A 17,326-nucleotide genomic window follows, 5' to 3' on the forward strand; every position below is an offset into this window, starting at 1 on the left:
ACCGTCTCGCCGGTGCTGCTGTCGACGGCGTAGAGGTAGGCGCCCGTGTCCTGGTCGTTGTGCGTCCAGTAGATGCCCGGGTGCTGGCGCGAGGCGGCGAGGCCGCTGGACTCCGTGATGCGCGGGTCCTTGATCGTGAAGTCCTCGTTCCCGTCGGCGGCGGAGGCGATGGAGAACGCTCACCGTCACGCTAACGCGACGAAGGTCGACGTCCGGGCGGGCGTCCAGGGCGAGGTGCTCTGCCTGACCGTCCAGGACGACGGGCGGGGCCTGCCCCCCGACACCACCCTCGATCACCTGCGCCGAACCGGCCATTTCGGCCTCCTCGGCATGGCCGAACGAGCCGCGTCGATAGGCGCCCGCATCGACTTCGGCAAGGGCGCCCACGCCCGTGGCACGGAGGTCCGCCTGGAACTGCCCCTGGCGGCCCTGACGACGATGAAGGCGACGACCTCATGACCAAGTCGCAAGCACCCGGCCCCGCCACGCCGCTGCGCCTGGTGGTGGCCGACGACAACCCGGTGGTCCGGGCAGGCCTGACGGCCCTCCTCTCCAGCCACGCGGACATACGGGTGGTGGCCGAGGCGACCAACGGCCACGAGGCCCACGAGGCGGCCCGCCGCCACCGCCCCGACGTGATCCTCCTGGACGTACGGATGCCGGGCCTGGACGGCATCGCCGCCCTTCCCCACCTCGTACGGATCGCCCCGGTGATGATGCTGACGTACAGCGGGGAGTCGGAGACGGTGCGGGAGGCGCTGCGGCGAGGGGCCTCCGGCTACATGGTCCACGGTGAGTTCACGGCGGGGGAACTGGTGGAGGCCGTACGGGAGATCAGGCGGGGCGGCTCGCGTCTCACGCCCACGGCAGCGGCTGCGGCAATGGCGCCGCTCGCGCAAGCAAACGACGAACTCCCAACTGTTACAGGGAATTCGGTGGAATCGCTTTCGCAAGTGCAACCAAACATGGGACAGTCTTCGTCGTACAGGTCACGGTTCCGGCTGAGCAGGAGGGAGGCGGAGATCATGGACCTCATCGCGGCGGGCATGAACAACCAGCAGATCGCCGCCGCCTGCTTCATCAGCGAGAAGACGGTCAAGAACCACATCAACCGGATCTTCGCCAAACTCCACAGCACCAGCCGCGCGGAGGCAGCCGCCAAGTGGCTGGGCACGGCCCCGGGTTCCCACCCAGGACGGAGCTGACCGGCGATGACTGAGCGACGGTTTTCGGCCGCGGCCCGCAATTGGGTCCAGGGACCCTCTGGTGTTCGGGGTAACCCCGCATACGTTTCTCCCGATACTTCTCGTAGGACTTGCGAGCCCGGAGGGGAACACCATGAGCAACTGGATCAACACCACCGTCGAGTACCTGCGTTCCCGGGCCGTGCGGGACGACAAGGGGCAGACGGCGGTGGAGTATCTGGGCATCATCGCGGTGGTGGTGGCGATTGTGTTGGCCATTACGGGGACGGATATCGGGCAGACGATCTTCAACGCGATCACGGACAAGATCACCGAGGTAACCGGCGGTTGACGAGGCCCCGTAGGTGCGACGACTCAGGGCAGGCCTTCCCCATCTACATCACAGTGGTGGCGGGTCTGCTCTTTCTCGCGTTCGCGTACCTTGCGGTCGGCCAGGCCGCGGCCAACAGGAACGGTGCCCAGACGGCTGCCGACGCGGCGGCGCTGGCCGCGGCGCAGGAGACCCGGGACCAACTGGCGGGGGACTGGTTGGAGGTCGTTGGGGACCCGGCGAAATGGCACGACATTCTCGACGGGGACACCGCGGTGTTCGACGACTGCCAGCGGGCGTACGAACTCGCGGCCCAGAATGACGCCGATGTCCAAGGATGCGTACCGGAAGGGCTGTTGGGCTACAAGGTCGATGTCGAGACCAACAAGTCCGTCGGCGACTCCATCGTCCCCGGCACGGAGGACAAGCACTCGAAGGCGTCAGCCATCGCCGTGATCGAGCCACTCTGCCCCTTCGACCTTCCCGGCGAGGACGCCGACGCGGGCGACGGGAACGACCCACTGCCACTGCCGCAGCTCACCTGCGACGACGACACGAACTGGGACCCGGACCCGGACGACCCGAGCACTCTTCCGGACCCCGAGGACCTCTTCGACGTCCACCTGGCCGACTGACAAGCCAACGACGAATGACAAAGGAAGCAGAGGCATGAGCATTCGGATCACCACGAAGGCCCGTAGGGGGATGGTCGCGATGACCATTGCGGCCGGACTGGCCCTCGGTGCGGCCGGCTGCGGCAGTGGAGGCGACGACAAGAAGCCCGAGGCTTCGCCGTCCGCGTCCAAGAGCAATGGATCGGATCCGAGTGCTCAGGAGGGGCAGACGGGTGAGATCTTGGCCGAGTTGAAGGGCCCGAATGGTCTGCTGCTCCAGATCACCTCCGTCGCCCGGGACTCAGGCGGCTTCATCACGGTCAGCGGCGACTTGAAGAGCGACGGCGACAAGACACTGGCCATCCCTGCACAGTTGAGCGGCAACGAGACCGAGATCATCAGGAACGGCCGCTCGTTCGGTGGAGCCACGCTGGTCGATTCCAAGGGGAAGAAGCGCTACTACGTCCTGAGGGACACGGACGGCCGCCCGCTCACCACCACGGGCATCTCCTCCATCAAGTCGGGCGAGACCATACCGGTGTTCATGCAGTTCCCGGCACCACCCACGGACACGGCCGACGTGTCCCTCCAGTTGCCCATGTTCGCGCCGGCCGACATCACGATCGCCGGGTGAGGCACCCATGACCCGCACCCCCCGCCTCTCCCTCACCCTCACCGCAGCCACCCTCATGGTCGCCGCCAACATCCTCGGCGCCACCACGGCAGACGCCGCCGACGACCCCAGCGTCCCGCCCGGCACCGAGGCGACGGCCACCGCGCCCGTCGAGGTGGACGCCAACGACCCCGACCTGAAGCTCCCCGAGGGTGCCACCCTCGCCGAACCGAAAGTCCTCGACATCAAGCAGGTAGTAGAGGACCAGGCCGGCGAGGAACGCCGCGAAGACACCAACGCGGACGTGAAGTTCGCGCTCCAGGCGGAGGTCCTGTTCCCCAAGGACAGCGCGAAGCTGACCGGCGAGTCGAAGGCCCGTATCGCCTCGATCGCGGAGGAGATCAAGAAACAGAACGCCACGCGCATCCGGGTCTTCGGCTTCACCGACAACCTGGGCTCCTCGGCCCACGGCGACGTCCTGTCCAGGAAGCGCGCGAACGCCGTACAGGGAATCCTGGAATCGGAGCTGAACGACTCCACGGTCACGTACGAGGTGCGGGGCTACGGCGAGCAGTACCCGATCTCCTCGAACGCGTCGGAGGAGGGCCGGAAGAAGAACCGACGGGTTGAGGTGTCGTTCCCGCGCTCGTAGCGCTGACGCGCTCTTCTCCCAGGAAGCGACCCGCGTTGACAGCCCCCTTCATGGAGCTTTAATTGGGAGAAACGGCGCATATGAGACCCGTCTGCTCATTCGAGCGGCGACGCCGAGCGCCCTCCCGAAAGGCCAGGCTGCCATGCGCGCACATGAGGCCGGCCCGGAATACCTGGTGCAGACCGCGGCGATGGCCCGGCGGTTCTATCTCGAGGGCAAGTCCAAGATGGAGATCGCCGAGGAATTCGGCATCAGCCGGTTCAAGGTGGCCCGGACCCTGGAATCGGCCCTGCGTGACGGTCTGATCCGTTTGGAGATCCGCATCCCGGCCGAACTCGACGCCGATCTCTCCGACGCTCTGCGCACGCGCTACGACCTGCGGCATTCCATCGTCATCGACGACCGCCGCGATGGTCTGGAAGACACCGTGCAGCGGGCGAGTGTGGTCAGCCCGAGGCCGACAGCCTCGATCTCGGGACCCCAGACCATTCCGAGGACATCGTTTTCCGTGACGATTTCGGCAAGGAGGTCGGCGGTGACCGCGCCGAGGCGGCGAGTGGCCTGCACGGTGTCTTCCAGACCATCGCGGCGGTCGTCGATGACGATGGAATGCCGCAGGTCGTAGCGCGTGCGCAGAGCGTCGGAGAGATCGGCGTCGGCCCGGCGGTTCTATCTCGAGGGCAAGTCCAAGATGGAGATCGCCGAGGAATTCGGCATCAGCCGGTTCAAGGTGGCCCGGACCCTGGAATCGGCCCTGCGTGACGGTCTGATCCGTTTGGAGATCCGCATCCCGGCCGAACTCGACGCCGATCTCTCCGACGCTCTGCGCACGCGCTACGACCTGCGGCATTCCATCGTCATCGACGACCGCCGCTCTGGTCTGGAAGACACCGTGCAGGCCACTCGCCGCCTCGGCGCGGTCACCGCCGACCTCCTTGCCGAAATCGTCACGGAAAACGATGTCCTCGGAATGGTCTGGGGTCCCGAGATCGAGGCTGTCGGCCTCGGGCTGACCACACTCGCCCGCTGCACGGTGGTTCAGTTGTGCGGAGTGACCCCGCTGCGTCCCGTGGACGCGACGGCCGTGGAGGCGGTGCGCAGGGCCGCCACCATTTCACGGGGAGTCGTCTATCCCATCTATGCGCCATTGCTGCTGCCCGATGCCACGGCGGCCCGGATGTTGCGTGAACAGCCCGGAATCGTCGATGCGGTGAGCCGCTTCGGTCTGGTGACCAAGGCCGTGGTCACCGTCGGCGGATGGGGACCGGGGTTGTCCACCGTATTCGACGCACTCGGCGAGGCCGAGCGGGAGGAATACCGGAGCCGGGGCGTGTGTGCCGAAGTCGCCGGCCAACTGCTCGACGCCGAAGGGCGCATCATCGCCCCGGAACTCACCGAGCGGGTCATCGCCATCAGCTTTGAAGAACTGCGCAAGGTGCCGGAAGTACTCCTCATGGCCGATGGGGTCCAACGGGCGGCCGCCACCGCAGCGGCCCTTCAAACGGGCCTCTTCAACGGAATCGTCACTGACGCCGGGGTTGCCGAGACGCTGCTCTGACGCGGGATTGCCACCGGACGTCATGCGGTGAGTACGCGGCGTCATCGTGCACGGTGTCATCTGCTCGTCTGAGCAGAAACTGCTCATGTTTTCCTTGGGCATCCCGATGCCTATTGACATCGCCTTTCGTGAATCTTTAATGGAGTGCAATGCACGCATATGAGCTGTAGCTGCTCATCCGAGCGAAGGCTGTAAGGCAATGGCTGCTACGACGGAAATCGCCATCCCCCGGGCTGCCGAGCCGACCTCCGCCTCGCTCACGTTGCCGGCAGCTCTGACCTCCGCCCGGAAGGCGCGGACCTTCACGGCACAGGCCCTGCGCTTGTGGGGCGAAGCCGAAGAACTCGTCGAAGCCGCCGTACTGATCGTCTGCGAGCTGGCCACGAACGCCATTCGCCACGGAAGCGGGCTGGTCACGCTCCGGCTGCTGCTGGAGCCCCACGCACTTCATGTCGAGGTGCACGACGGATCGGCGATGCCCCCGGTACAGCGGACGGCCGGCTGTGACGAGGACCGCGGACGCGGCATGCTGATCGTCGACGCACTCGCCGAGACCTGGTCCTGCGGAACGGCCCCCGAGGGCGGCAAGTGGGTCCGCGCGACCGTCGCCCGCGTGGCAGGCTGAAGCGAGGTCGGGACCCGGCCTGAATCTGCATGACCACCGCCTGAATCTGCATGGTGAGGGCAGTCGCTGTGGCCGGACAATCCGATCCGGCGCGTGGTGCCCCTGGAGTGCGAGGATCGGGGACATGGGCACCGAGAAGCGCTGGGTGTACCGGGTCGACGAGCCGCACGGTTCGCAGGGCTGGCTCCCCTACGGCGTCCAGGCCGAGCGGCGGCGGGGAACCGTCATCACCGACGATCCCGAAGAGACCGCCGAGTACGTCGCCGCCCTCGTCGTCACCGACCTGGTGACCGAGTGGGAGGCGGGAGGCGCCGCGCGGAGGCATCTGCGCGTGATCGTCTGGGAGGACAAGGAGGGCGCCGGCCCTGAGGACGCGGCCTTCACCGTGGAGATCCGGCCTGACATCGACGCAGGGTGACCGGTCCGGCTGTGGGCGTGGTTGCGCCCGCGAGGCTGGGGGAGGCGGGCATCCGGTGGTTCGGTTCCTGACCCATCACATCCGGGCCGGCGGAGCACCCTCCGTCTCGTTCGCCCCTCGAATAACCACCTTTCGGAAAAGGCTTGTTGACCGAATGCCAGCCATGCACACTACTCCTCGTCGCATACCGATGGCAGGCCCGTTCGCCTGCATCATGCATTGGTATGGAGCATCGGGGGATCCGCATGACACGTCGACACGTCGGCGAGATCATCATCAGCCGAAGAGTGGTCCAGATCGGGCATGAGGTCTATCCGCTCGCGAACATTTCCAGGGTTCAGACACTGCAACTCGTGTGGGGCGGAAGGCGAGCGACGTGGTATCCGCTACGGCCGCTTTTCATCGTCGTTCTCATCGTCTTGGGATTCCACGCGGCGGCGGAATTCATACCACCCGAACTGCCACCGGAGGTCGGCCCTGACGTCGAGGAGGTAGCCCGCCAGCTGGTGCCCCCCATCACCGCTGTCGCCGGGTTGATCGCCGCTTGCCTCCTGGGGCAGCTGGTCTACCGGCTCTTCATCAGGAGGCCGCAATTCGCTCTTGTCCTGGAGACGGCGGGAACGCAGTACACCGCGTTGTCCGGAACCGATGCCTCCGAGATTCACCGGATCAAGAACGTCATTGTCGGGGCGATCGAGAATCCGCCTTCCCAGCCGACCTCCGTACAAGTGCACGGAGATGTGGTGATGGGCGACAAGGCCGGCCGGGACCAGTACAAGATGAGCGGAAGTGGGAACCGTTCGTTCACCTGAACACCGTCGAAGGGCTGGGAAATGTCTCACTCCGGATATGGGGAACACATTCACGGGGACGTGGTGCACGGCGACAAAGTAGGTCGTGACCAGTACAAGGCCGGCGACAACGCCCACATCACGGTCACCAACCAAGAGGGACCGTCCCGAGCAGAAATCGACGCCGCGATCGTCGAATTGCGTTCGTTCGTGGAGGAGTTGGCAGCCCGAGGCCTGGTCGGTCCCGACGGCTCCGTGATGGATCCCGGCGCGGTCGTCGCAGCCGTGCAGTCCCAACCGAGCCGCCTGCGGGCTCTCGGCCGGGCGGTTTCCGGTGGGGCCCGTGACGCCGTCCTCTCCGCTGTTCAGGGAGGCGTGGCCGCGCTGGTCACCGCCTTGGTCCGGCCCATGTCCTGAGGATGCTGGACCCATTGAGGTCCGCGTCACGGGGGAATATCGGGGGAGCACATGGCACGTACCGCGCGACAATTACGTACAGCAACCGTTCTGGGATTCCGCACCTTCACACTCAGGACCGCAGGAGCGTTCCTCGCCTTCGCCATTGTCCTCGGGTCCGTGACCGGCCTGGCGTGCGTGGCCCGTACGGTCGCCGCGGAGGCGGTCGGGTATCTCGCCGAGGACGCCTTCTTCAGCGGTGGCCTCGGTGACGGCCTGAAGCTTGGGCGCAACCTGACCGACCAGGGTGGCTCACGCAAGGGCAACGAGCAGGGACTGTACGGCGGCAGCGCCGAGATCGACGTATGCGATCCGGACCTGCTGATCGACTTCCTGCTGCGGGCGGGCAACGGCAAGAAGAAGGCCGCCTGGGCCAAGGCCCTGGGGGTCGGCGCCAAGAACAAGAACGTGAGGAAGTTCGTCAAGTCCCTCACCGAAGTCGTCCTCGCCAACGACACCCTCGTCGCCAACCACGGCTACAAGAAGGGCCGTGCCAACCGCTACGACGCCGTCCTCGAAGCGGGTACCGCCGTACTCGTCGACGTGTTCGGGGTGCCACGCGTGAAGTGCAACTGCGGCAACCCGCTGGCGGTGAGCGAGCACGAACCCGGCGATGTGAAAGTCGAGTTCAAGGGCAAAGGCAAGGGCAACAAGGAGTGGAAGGTCAAGAAGGACCAGGTCGTGCGAGTCGAGAAGGCCGAGCAACCGCAGAAGTCCCTCACCGTCGTGGATGTGAAGGACCCCGACGAGCAGGTCGAGATCGACTTGCCCGAGGATCCCGATCTGACGGGCGGCGGCGACGGGGAGAGCAGTGAGTCGCCGAGCGCGGAGCTGGTCGAGATTCCGCAGACCAGGGGCTTGTCCGAAGCCGACGCAACCCAGCAGTTGGAGGCCGTGGGCCTCGTCGTCGAGACACGGACGGTGGACGACCCCGATGTGTCTGCGGGGCTCGTCGCCGGCACCGAACCGGAGGGCGGCGGGACCGCAGCCGTTGGCTCCACGGTGACCTTGCTGGTCGCGGCAGAGCCGACGGACCCGGGAACGGTGACCGTGCCCAACGTCGTGGGCTTGTCCCAGGCGGCGGCGGAACAGGAGATCAACGGCGCCGGGCTGGTCGCCGCCGTCAGCACCGCGCCCGCCTCCGCCGAGCAGGCCGGCCTGGTCATCCAGCAGGAGCCCACGGGAGGCGAGGCCGCGGCAGGCTCCACGGTGACCCTGGTAGTGGGCGTGGAATCGGTGGGCGAGGAATTCATCGGTGGCACGGACACGGGCACCGGATGAGGGGGGCCAGTCCTACGGGGCGAGCGGCCTGTACGGCTGCCCTGCCCCGAGGCCGGCTCAGGGTGGGTACCTCCCGGTCCCAGGCGCCGGTGCCGGACCCGCGCGCGGGCCGGGACGACCCGCAGGCTGACACCGTCCTCGACGTCATCGTCCGCTGGCTCACCGGCCAGGGCCCGGCCCCCGCCGGCTCACCGGCCAGGGCCCGGCCGCACACCGCGTGTGGTTGCCGCCGCTGGACAACCCGCCCTCGCTGGACAGCCTGCTGCCCGGCCTCGCCGGGGTCGAGGGCCGAGGGCCGAGGCCTGACCCGGCCCGACTATGAGGGTGCGGGGCGCCTCATCGTGCCGCTCGGGGGCGTCGACAAGCCCTTCGAGTAGCGGCGCGACACGCTGTACCGGGACTTCTCCGGCGCGGCCGGCCACAGGCAGATCGTCGGCGGCCCCCAGTCGGGCAAGTCGACACTGCTGCGGACGGGGCTCATGGGGGAGGAGGATCGGCACTGACGGCCCCGCCTTCGGCCTCGACCGTCATCCGCACCCCCACCCGCACCCCCCACCCGGCCATCGCCCCGGCCTCCGCCTCCAGTACGTGCCGTGAACGAAGCCGGGGCAGGCCCAGTCGCCCCGGCGGCATGGTGCGTACGGCGATGACCTTCAGCCGTCGGTCGAGATAGGCGACGTCGATGGGCATGCGCATCCGGAAGGTGTGCACGCTGCCGGCCGGCGTGAGCAGCATCGCGCCGTCGACCGTGTCCCGCCCCAGCAGCCCCCTCGTACGGGCCCGGTACGACGAGGCGATTTCCAGGGGCACCGACACGTCACCCCGCTCGCCGTGAACGACGAGCACCCCCCGCCCATCACGCAGGCGTCGCCCCATCCTCAGCCACCTCCTCGATTTCCTGTTGTCCGCCGAGTGCTACCCGGGTAGGAAGGCCCCATGACCGGACTCGGCGCAGTATTCCGCCCCCAGCTGGCCCCCGAACGTCTCCGATCCGTAGCCCGGCTCGCCGAAGAGGCGGGTCTCGAAGAGCTGTGGCTCTGGGAGGACTGCTTCCGGGAGGGAGGGATCTCCACCGCGGCGGCCGCCCTCGCCTGGACCGAGCGGATCCGCGTCGGCATCGGACTCCTCCCCGTGCCGTTGCGCAACGTCGCGATCACCGCCATGGAGGCCGCCAGTCTGTACCGGATGTTCCCGGGGCGGCCGATCCTCGCCGTCGGACATGGCGTGCAGGACTGGATGGGGCAGGTCGGGGCACGGGTCGAGTCGCCGGTGACGCTGCTGCGGGAGCATCTCGACGTGCTGCGGGCCCTGTTGCGCGGAGAGAGGGTGACCGTCGAGGGGCGGTACGTCAGGCTCGACGACGTCGCACTCGACTGGCCGCCCGCCGAGCCGGTGCCCGTCATCGCCGGCGTCACCGGGCCCCGCTCGCTGCGGCTGGCCGGTGAGGCGGCCGACGGGACGCTGCTCACCGCGTCGACCTCGCCGGAGGGCGTGCGCAAGGCGCGCCAGCTCATCGACGAGGGGCGGGAGTCGGCGGGACGCTCCGATGCTGAGCCGCACGGGATCGTCGTCTATCTGCTCACCGCCACCGGTCCCGACGGGGCCGCCCGGCTCAAGGCCGAGCTCGCCGAGGAAGGGCTCGCGTCCGTGTCCGACCTGGGCGTCGCCGGGGACGCGGGGGCCGTTGCGAAGGCGGTCCAGCGGCTCGCGGACGCCGGCGCGGACACCGTCGTGCTCCAGCCGACTGGGGACGAGCCCGATCCGGAGGGGTTCGTGCGGTTCGTGGCGGAGGAAGTGCGGCCGTTGGTGCCGTAGCAGCGCGGGCCGCCCGCGCCGCCTGCTCGGGCCCGTTGTCAGTGGCTCCTGCCAGACTCCTGAAATGAGCGACGACATCGCGGACGTACGCATCCGGGACGTTCTGGACTCCGACCTGGAGGCGTTCCTCGCCTACGAGCACGACCAGGAGGCCGTCCGGCGGTCGAGGTTCACGCCCCGGCCGCGGGACGCCTTCCTGAAGCACTGGCGGACGAGCGTGCTCGGGGACGAGACCTGCCTGGTGCAGACCGTCGTGGCCGGGGGCGACGTGGCCGGGCACGTCGTCGCCTGGTGGGAGGGCGAGCGCCGCTTCCTCGGCTACTGGCTCGGACGGCCGTACTGGGGCCGGGGCGTCGGCACACAGGCCCTCGCCCTCTTCCTCGCCCTGGAGCGGACCCGCCCCCTGTACGCCGACCCCTTCCACGCCAACACCGCGTCCGTACGGCTCCTCGAACGGCACGGCTTCCGGCACGCCGGCACACTCAGACACGGCGACCACGAGCATGTGCTGCTCGTGCTTCCCGATCAACCCGGCGGCTGATCCCCCGTCGCCCCGTCGAGCAGTTCCCGCACGATGTCCATGTGGCCCGTGTGCCGTGCCGTCTCCTCGATCATGTGGACGAGCACCCACCGCAGGGACACCTCCGCGTCCCGCCACGACGGCTGCCCCAGGTCCGTCAGCGACCGCTCGGCGATCATGCGGTCGGCCGCGGCGCGCGCACGGCCGTAGAAATCGACGATCTGCTGCGTCGTCTCGCCCTGGTCGGCTCGCATGTCCTCGTCGCTGTACGGGTCGAACCACAGCGGCTCCACCTCGCCGCCGAAGACCGACACGAACCAGCCGTACTCCACCGAGCCGAGGTGCTTGACCAGGCCCAGCAGGCTCGTGCCCGTCGGGGTCATCGGGCGGCGCAGCTGCTCGTCGTCCAGCCCCTCCAACTTCCACAGCACCGCGTCCCGGTGCCGGTCCAGGCTCGCCCGGAGCGTTTCCTTCTCACCCGCCGTGTACGTCGAGTTCGTCATGGCGCCGAAAACTAGCAGCGGCCACTGACAGCGCCCTGCGATCATGCACCGCATGGGACAGGGAAACGGGTCGTTCGAGGAGCTCGTCGCCGAGGGCGCCGCCGTGCCCACCGAGGGCTGGGACTTCTCCTGGTTCGAGGGGCGGGCCAGCGAGGCGCGGCCCAGCTGGGGGTATGCCGTCGCGGTGGCCGACCGGCTGGCCGGAGCGAGCGCGGCGCTCGACCTGCAGACCGGGGGAGGGGAGGTCCTCGACTTCGCCCTCGGCCGGGCCCCGAAGGCTCCCGTGCTCACCGTCGCCACCGAGGGCTGGCCGCCGAACGTCGCCAAGGCCACCGCCCTGCTCGCCGCGCGCGGCGTCGCGGTCGTCGCCTCGCCCGAGGACGCCCCGCTGCCGTTCGCCGACGAGGCGTTCGACCTGGTCACGAGCCGGCACCCGGTTCAGGCCCGCTGGCCGGAGATCGCCCGCGTGCTGCGGCCCGGCGGCACCTACTTCGCGCAGCACGTCGGACCCCACAGCGTCTTCGAGCTGGTCGAGTACTTCCTCGGCCCCCAGCCCGACGAGGTCCGCGGCGGCCGGGACCCGGAGCGCGAACGCGCCGACGCCGAGGCCGCCGGCCTGGAGGTCGTCGACCTGCGTGCCGAGGAACTCCGCATCGAGTTCCACGACATCGCGGCCGTCGTCCACTTCCTGCGCAAGGTCGTCTGGATGGTGCCCGGCTTCACCGTCGAGGCCTACGAGCCCCGACTGCGCGCCCTGCACGAGCGGATCGAGTCCGACGGGCCCTTCGTCGCGCACAGCACCCGCCACCTCTTCGACGCCCGCAAACCCGGCGCCTGAGCCCGCCGCACGCTCACGCGTGCGGGCCGACCGTCACCTCCCCGACCGCCAACTCCGCCTTCGCCTCCAGCACTTCCCCCACCCGCTCCGCCTGCTCGCCCAGCTCCCGCTCCAGCCGGGCCGTCGGCCGCCGCCCGACCAACTCCACCGTCACCGTCGTACGACGGCCCTGGCGGCGCTGGTGCCAGACCCCGGCGACCCGGCCGTCCACCAGCACCACCGGAAAGTTCCCGGCCTGGCCGCCCGCCAGCGCCCGCCGGTACGCCTCCCCGGGGAACAGCGACTCACGCGGCTGAGCGGCAGTTCCTGACCCGTCCCGCCGTGCCCGGCACCCCGGTCGCGGAGGTGGTCGGGGCGATGCTGGGCGCGCATGCGCAGGTGCTGTCCAGCGCCCGCCGGTACGCCTCCCCGGGGAACAGCGACTCACGCGGCTGAGCGGCAGTTCCTGACCCGTCCCGCCGTGCCCGGCACCCCGGTCGCGGAGGTGGTCGGGGCGATGCTGGGCGCGCATGCGCAGGTGCTGTCGGCCCCCCTCCACCCCGGACGGCGAGGCCGCCTCCACCCCGGACGGCGAGGCCGCCAGTGCCGACGGCTGGCTGCTCCTCGTAGGAGAGCCCGGCGTGGGGCGGCTAGCCGTACTGGCGCGTCGGCGGCTGGAGTTGTTGCACGACGCGAGCGTGCGCATCGGCACCACCCTCGACGTCACCCGCACCGCGGAGGAACTCGCCGAGGTGACCGTCGCCCGGTTCGCCGACTTCGTGGCCGTCGACCTGCCCGACGCGGTACTGCGCGGCGAGGAACCGGAGGCGCTCGGCGGCCGATCCGCGCTGCGCCGGGTGGCCATCCGAGCCGTACGGCGGCAGCCGCACAATCTGTACGACGTGGGGGACACCGTCGAGTACGTCCCGTCCACGCCGCAGGCCCGCTCCCTGGAGACCAGGCAGTCCGTCATGGAACCGGTCCTCACCGAGGCGGACGGGTGGATCGCGCAGGACCCGGAGCGGCTGACGCCGGTGCTCGAGGCGGGCATCCACTCCCTGATCACCGTGCCGCTGCGGGCCCGCGGAACGACGCTCGGCGTGGTCAGCTTCTACCGGTCCCTCCAGCCGGCCTCCTTCGAGGACGACGACCTGTCCCTCGCCCAGGAGCTGGCCGGCCGGGCGGCGATCTGCATCGACAACGCCCGCCGCTACACCCGCGAGCACAACACCGCGCTCGCCCTCCAGCGCAGTCTGCTGCCGAGGGGACGCTCCCAGCAGAGCGCCGTCGAGGTCGCCTACCGCTATCTGCCCGCGCAGGCCGGCGTCGGCGGCGACTGGTTCGACGTCATCCCGCTGTCCGGCGCCCGGGTCGCACTCGTCGTCGGCGACGTCGTCGGGCACGGCCTGCACGCCGCCGCCACGATGGGCCGCCTGCGCACCGCCGTGCACAACTTCTGCTCCCTGGACCTGTCGCCCGACGACCTCCTCACCCACCTCGACGACCTGGTCGGCCGGCTCGACAGGGGCGAGGGCTGGGCGGCGGAGAACAGTCCCGACTCCGGCATCGTCGGAGCCACCTGTCTGTACGCCGTCTACGATCCGGTGTCCCGGCGCTGCACCCTCACCCGCGCCGGGCACCCCCTGCCCGCGGTCGTCGCCCCCGACGGCACCGTCGACTTCCTCGACCTGCCGGCCTGCCCGCCCCTGGGCCTGGGCGGCACGCCCTTCGAGACGGTCGAGCTGGAGCTCGCCGAGGGCAGCCAACTGGTGCTCTACACCGACGGTCTGGTCGAGGACCGGCACCGCGACATCGACGCCGGCCTCGACAAGCTCCGTGCCGTCCTGGCAGGCGCCGGCCGCCCGCCCGAGGAGACCTGCGAGGCCGTCCTCGACGCCCTGCTCCCGGCCCGCCCCGGTGACGACGTGGCGCTGCTCGTCGCCCGCACGCACACCCTGGGCGCCGACCGCGTGGCCCAGTGGGACCTGCCCACCGACCCGGCGGTCGTCTCGCGCACCCGCGCGGCGGTCACCGCCCAGCTCGCCGCATGGGGCCTGGACGACCTGGCCTTCACCACCGAACTGATCGCCAGCGAACTGGTCACCAACGCCATCCGCCACGCCACCGGCCCGGTCCGGCTCCGTCTGCTCCGCGACCGCGCCCTGGTCTGCGAGGTCTCCGACGGCAGCGGCACGTCACCCCGGCTGCGCCGCGCCCAGAGCACCGACGAGGGCGGCCGCGGCCTGTTCCTCGTCGCCCAGCTCACCGAGCGCTGGGGCACGCGCTACACCCCCGAAGGCAAGATCATCTGGACGGAGCAGCCGCTGCCGTGAGACGGGATGCCCGGCACCACGTCAGGGCAGCTCCGTCTCGAACCAGACGACTTTCCCGGTGCTCAACCGAGTCGCGCCCCACCGCCGGGCCAGCCGGTTCACCAGGTACAGCCCCCGCCCGCCCTCGTCCGTGGCCCGGGCCTGCCGCAGCCGCGGCAACTGCGGTGCGTCGTCCCCCACCTCGCAGCGCAGCACATCGGTGCGCAACAGCCGCAGCGTCACCGGCCGCGAGGCATACCGCACGGCGTTCGTCACGACCTCGCTGACCAACAGCTCGACGGAGTCGGTGAGTTGCTCCAGCCCCCAACGGGCCAGCGCCTGCCGGGCAAGCCGCCGGGCACGGCCCGGTGCGGCGTCCTCCGGCTCCAGGAACCAGGACGCCACGTCGCCCGGCGCGATCCCCTCGAAGCGTGCGGCGAGCAGCGCGACGTCGTCGTCGCGGTCGCCGGGACCGAGCAACTCCAGAGCTTCGTCGCACAGGGTTTCCAGCGGCGGCGCATGGTCCGGCCCGGTCAGCCGGGCGGTGGCGGCGAGCTTCTCGCGCAGCTGCTCGATGCCGGACCAGACGTCGCGCAGGCGGGACTCGACCAGGCCGTCGGTGTAGAGGAGCAGGGTGGCTCCGGGCGGTGCCTCCAGTTCCACGGCTTCGAAGTCGACATTGCCGACGCCGATGGGGGCGCCCGGGGGCAGACGCAGGACCTCGGCCGGGCCGCTCGGGTGCAGCAGGACGGGCGGGGGATGGCCGGCGTTGGCGATGGTGATGCGGTGCGACACCGGGTCGTAGACCGCGTACAGGCACGTCGCCATGCGGTCGGTGCCGAGCCGCTGGGCCTGCTCGTCGAGCAGATGCAGGACCTCCTGCGGCGGCAGGTCGAGGCCGGCGAGGGTCTGGGCCGTCGTGCGCAGTTGACCCATGATCGCCGCCGAGGACATGGAGTGGCCCATGACGTCACCGACCACGAGGGCGACCCGGCTGCCGGGCAGCGGGATCGCGTCGTACCAGTCGCCGCCCACCCGGGCCGTCTCCGCCGCGGGGAGATAGCGGGAGGCGAGGAGCACACCGGGCGGGCGCGGCAGGGTCTCCGGCAGCATGGTGCGTTGCAGTTCGTCGGCGATGAAGGCTTCGCGCCCGTACAGGACCGCCTTGTCGATGCCGAGCGCGCTGTGCGTGGCGAGCTGGGCGGCGGCGAGGAGGTCGTCCGGCTCGAAGGCGGGGCGTTCCGGGCGGCGCAGGAAGACCGCGGTGCCGATGACACGGCGGCGGCCGCGCAGCGGGGCGAGGATCGCGCGCTGACCGTCGGGGATGATCAACTCGCTGTCATCGCCGAGGAGTTCCGGCAGGGCGGCGCGGGCGGCGGGCCGGTCGGCGAACACGGGGCGTACCCCGCGCAGCACCTCGGCCAGCGGGCCGCCGGGCCGCACCTCGCACCGTTCGGAGGTGAGGGCGGACAGTTCGGAGAGCTCGGTCGGCTCCGGTTCCTGGGCCCCGGGCCGGAAGCCGCCCCCGGTGTTCCACTCCTCCGGGATGCGGTCGGTGCGCTGCAGCCGCAGCACGACGGGGCTGGCGGGCCGCTCGTCGCCGACCGGCAGGGGGTCGCGCAGATGGACGAGGATCGCGTCGGAGAAGGTCGGCACGCTCGCTCGGCACAGCCCCATCACGATCTCGTCCAGGTCGATGCCGCGGGCGATGCGCCGGGTGGCGGCGCCCACGAAGCGCAGCCGGTCACCCTGCCCCACGGACGTCGGCCTGCCGGGCGGCACGCCTTCACCGGTAGGCCGTCCGGCGGACGCCTGCGGCAGGGGGCTCGGCGGGGGCGGTGTCGGTTGCGGCGGCTTCGGAGCCGGTGGTGCCGCCACACCGTACGCGGCGTGGACCGCGAGCTCGTCGACCACCTGGAGGTCGTGCGGTTCGAACCCCGCACGACTCGGGCGCCGGAGGAACAGGGCTGCCCCGACCACCTCCGCCGAGGCGAGAAGCGGGGCGAGAAGGACGCGATTGCCCTTCGGCAATCGGGGATTGGGACCCAGAAGTTCGACGAGGGCGGTATCCAGGTCACCCGCCTCTCTGCTCAGGACGTCACCCGCGTGCAGAAGCTTGGCCAGGACGCCGGTCGACGGCACGGACGTGGCCGTCGGCGCGGTTCCGCCCATGGCACGGCCCAGCCCACGTCCCGCTTCCACCGGCCGCGACGCGTCGGCGGCATTGGCGAGGGCGAGGCGCAGGTCGCGATAGCCGGAGTAGCCGAGGAGCCGAGCGGTGCGCACGACGGTGGCCTCGCTGGCGCCGACGCGTTCGGCGAGTGCCGTGACCGTCAGGCCGGAGCAGCCCGCCGGGTCGTTCGTCACCGCTTCGGCGACGCGCTGCATGGAGCGGGTCATCGAGGGCGCCAGCACACGCGCTCTCGCCGCCAGTGACGGGTCGGGGCGGGGCTCCCTCACCGGGAGCCGGGGCCCCCGCGAGGAAAGGGATCCGCTGGCGCCCAGCCGCAGTTGAAGAAGGGCCGTCGAGGATCCACCCGTACGCTCCGTGCCGGCGCGCAGGTAGACCACGGCCGCGTCGGACAGGTCGGGGACCGCCACCTGACAGAGTTCCTCGGCGATGTCCGCCGGGCTCTCGGCGCGGACGATGCGACGTACTGCGGAGGCGAGCTGACGTTTGGAATCGGGCCGCATCGTCTCTCCGTGCGGGTGACCAGGGGTGCCGCTCATGTTCCGGGAGCGGGGGCCGCCTGTCCAGCCGTTCAGGGGAACGCGCGCCGCCCAACGCAGGGACGGGGAAGGCGACTTGGCGCAACGCATCCGCTACGGTCGGACC

General features: G+C 70.2%; 19 protein-coding genes and 5 pseudogenes. 18 read left to right on the top strand and 6 right to left on the bottom strand.

Features of this window, described 5'->3' with window-relative positions; all coding sequences use genetic code 11:
* The first annotated feature begins 117 nt into the window (after positions 1-117).
* From EAO75_RS02920 to EAO75_RS02950, 7 genes and pseudogenes are all read left to right on the top strand, one after another.
* Positions 118-459, top strand: a complete 342-nt coding sequence (locus EAO75_RS02920; RefSeq protein WP_410092195.1) for a sensor histidine kinase — start codon at positions 118-120, stop codon at positions 457-459.
* Entirely contained in the window at positions 456-1,205 is a 750-nt protein-coding gene (locus EAO75_RS02925) for a response regulator (RefSeq protein WP_147993429.1), read from the top strand. The genes EAO75_RS02920 and EAO75_RS02925 overlap by 4 nt, the downstream gene beginning before the upstream one ends.
* A 133-nt stretch (positions 1,206-1,338) precedes the next feature.
* Positions 1,339-1,536: a Flp family type IVb pilin gene (locus EAO75_RS02930; RefSeq protein ID WP_147993430.1), complete on the top strand. Its 198-nt coding sequence runs from the start codon at positions 1,339-1,341 to the stop codon at positions 1,534-1,536.
* On the top strand, positions 1,533-2,150 hold the full coding sequence (locus EAO75_RS02935; RefSeq protein WP_147993431.1) for a pilus assembly protein TadG-related protein: 618 nt from the start codon (positions 1,533-1,535) through the stop codon (positions 2,148-2,150). Before EAO75_RS02930 ends, EAO75_RS02935 begins: the two co-directional genes overlap by 4 nt.
* A gap of 34 nt (positions 2,151-2,184) precedes the next feature.
* Positions 2,185-2,763 carry a hypothetical protein gene (locus tag EAO75_RS02940; protein WP_147993432.1) on the top strand — a complete coding sequence of 193 codons (579 nt, stop codon included), beginning with the start codon at positions 2,185-2,187 and terminating at the stop codon, positions 2,761-2,763.
* 7 nt (positions 2,764-2,770) lie between these two features.
* Complete coding sequence (locus EAO75_RS02945) at positions 2,771-3,394, top strand: OmpA family protein (protein ID WP_147993433.1); 624 nt, start codon at positions 2,771-2,773, stop codon at positions 3,392-3,394.
* A 142-nt stretch (positions 3,395-3,536) separates the two neighbouring features.
* Positions 3,537-3,818 (top strand): annotated as a pseudogene (locus EAO75_RS02950) (transcriptional regulator); the annotation flags it as partial.
* Here EAO75_RS02950 and EAO75_RS48470 read toward each other — a convergent pair.
* Positions 3,764-4,030, bottom strand: coding sequence for a sugar-binding domain-containing protein (locus tag EAO75_RS48470; protein WP_147994260.1), 267 nt, complete (start codon positions 4,028-4,030; stop codon positions 3,764-3,766). The pseudogene EAO75_RS02950 and the gene EAO75_RS48470 overlap by 55 nt on opposite strands.
* Positions 4,031-4,085: 55 nt before the next feature.
* On the opposite strand from EAO75_RS48470, the gene EAO75_RS02960 reads away from it, so the two are divergent.
* The 7 genes and pseudogenes from EAO75_RS02960 to EAO75_RS46975 form a co-directional block, all read left to right on the top strand.
* Positions 4,086-4,952, top strand: coding sequence for a sugar-binding transcriptional regulator (locus EAO75_RS02960; RefSeq protein WP_147993434.1), 867 nt, complete (start codon positions 4,086-4,088; stop codon positions 4,950-4,952).
* 199 nt (positions 4,953-5,151) lie between these two features.
* Positions 5,152-5,577 (top strand): ATP-binding protein, encoded by a 426-nt coding sequence (locus EAO75_RS02965; protein WP_147993435.1) that lies wholly within the window; start codon positions 5,152-5,154, stop codon positions 5,575-5,577.
* Between the two features lie 124 nt (positions 5,578-5,701).
* Positions 5,702-5,995, top strand: coding sequence for a hypothetical protein (locus tag EAO75_RS02970; protein ID WP_147993436.1), 294 nt, complete (start codon positions 5,702-5,704; stop codon positions 5,993-5,995).
* A gap of 245 nt (positions 5,996-6,240) precedes the next feature.
* Entirely contained in the window at positions 6,241-6,807 is a 567-nt protein-coding gene (locus EAO75_RS02975; RefSeq protein WP_147993437.1) for a DUF6232 family protein, read from the top strand.
* Between the two features lie 21 nt (positions 6,808-6,828).
* The gene (locus tag EAO75_RS02980; protein WP_187284280.1) at positions 6,829-7,203 is read left to right on the top strand and encodes a hypothetical protein; all 375 of its coding nucleotides are present in this window, start codon (positions 6,829-6,831) and stop codon (positions 7,201-7,203) included.
* 159 nt (positions 7,204-7,362) lie between these two features.
* Positions 7,363-8,523, top strand: coding sequence for a DUF6777 domain-containing protein (locus EAO75_RS02985; RefSeq protein WP_147993439.1), 1,161 nt, complete (start codon positions 7,363-7,365; stop codon positions 8,521-8,523).
* A gap of 89 nt (positions 8,524-8,612) precedes the next feature.
* Positions 8,613-8,996 (top strand): annotated as a pseudogene (locus EAO75_RS46975) (hypothetical protein); the annotation flags it as partial.
* A gap of 4 nt (positions 8,997-9,000) precedes the next feature.
* Here EAO75_RS46975 and EAO75_RS02995 read toward each other — a convergent pair.
* Positions 9,001-9,399: a DUF192 domain-containing protein gene (locus tag EAO75_RS02995; RefSeq protein ID WP_147993440.1), complete on the bottom strand. Its 399-nt coding sequence runs from the start codon at positions 9,397-9,399 to the stop codon at positions 9,001-9,003.
* A gap of 60 nt (positions 9,400-9,459) precedes the next feature.
* Between EAO75_RS02995 and EAO75_RS03000 the strand changes: the two genes are divergently transcribed.
* Complete coding sequence (locus EAO75_RS03000) at positions 9,460-10,338, top strand: LLM class flavin-dependent oxidoreductase (protein ID WP_147993441.1); 879 nt, start codon at positions 9,460-9,462, stop codon at positions 10,336-10,338.
* A gap of 64 nt (positions 10,339-10,402) precedes the next feature.
* Positions 10,403-10,879, top strand: coding sequence for a GNAT family N-acetyltransferase (locus tag EAO75_RS03005; RefSeq protein WP_147993442.1), 477 nt, complete (start codon positions 10,403-10,405; stop codon positions 10,877-10,879).
* Here EAO75_RS03005 and EAO75_RS03010 read toward each other — a convergent pair.
* Positions 10,864-11,361 carry a DinB family protein gene (locus EAO75_RS03010; protein ID WP_147993443.1) on the bottom strand — a complete coding sequence of 166 codons (498 nt, stop codon included), beginning with the start codon at positions 11,359-11,361 and terminating at the stop codon, positions 10,864-10,866. The genes EAO75_RS03005 and EAO75_RS03010 overlap by 16 nt on opposite strands.
* Positions 11,362-11,413: 52 nt before the next feature.
* On the opposite strand from EAO75_RS03010, the gene EAO75_RS03015 reads away from it, so the two are divergent.
* Positions 11,414-12,199 (top strand): class I SAM-dependent methyltransferase, encoded by a 786-nt coding sequence (locus EAO75_RS03015; protein ID WP_147993444.1) that lies wholly within the window; start codon positions 11,414-11,416, stop codon positions 12,197-12,199.
* 13 nt (positions 12,200-12,212) lie between these two features.
* Here the strand turns inward: EAO75_RS03015 and EAO75_RS03020 are convergent.
* A pseudogene (locus EAO75_RS03020) lies at positions 12,213-12,515 on the bottom strand (DNA glycosylase AlkZ-like family protein); the annotation flags it as partial.
* Between the two features lie 268 nt (positions 12,516-12,783).
* Here EAO75_RS03020 and EAO75_RS03025 point away from each other — a divergent pair.
* A pseudogene (locus EAO75_RS03025) lies at positions 12,784-14,511 on the top strand (SpoIIE family protein phosphatase); the annotation flags it as partial.
* A 21-nt stretch (positions 14,512-14,532) separates the two neighbouring features.
* Here EAO75_RS03025 and EAO75_RS03030 read toward each other — a convergent pair.
* Positions 14,533-16,404 carry a SpoIIE family protein phosphatase gene (locus EAO75_RS03030; RefSeq protein ID WP_410092209.1) on the bottom strand — a complete coding sequence of 624 codons (1,872 nt, stop codon included), beginning with the start codon at positions 16,402-16,404 and terminating at the stop codon, positions 14,533-14,535.
* Between the two features lie 318 nt (positions 16,405-16,722).
* A pseudogene (locus tag EAO75_RS48185) lies at positions 16,723-17,310 on the bottom strand (MurR/RpiR family transcriptional regulator); the annotation flags it as partial.
* Positions 17,311-17,326 lie beyond the last annotated feature (16 nt).

Source organism: Streptomyces sp. UW30 (assembly GCF_008042075.1).
Lineage (GTDB): Bacteria > Actinomycetota > Actinomycetes > Streptomycetales > Streptomycetaceae > Streptomyces.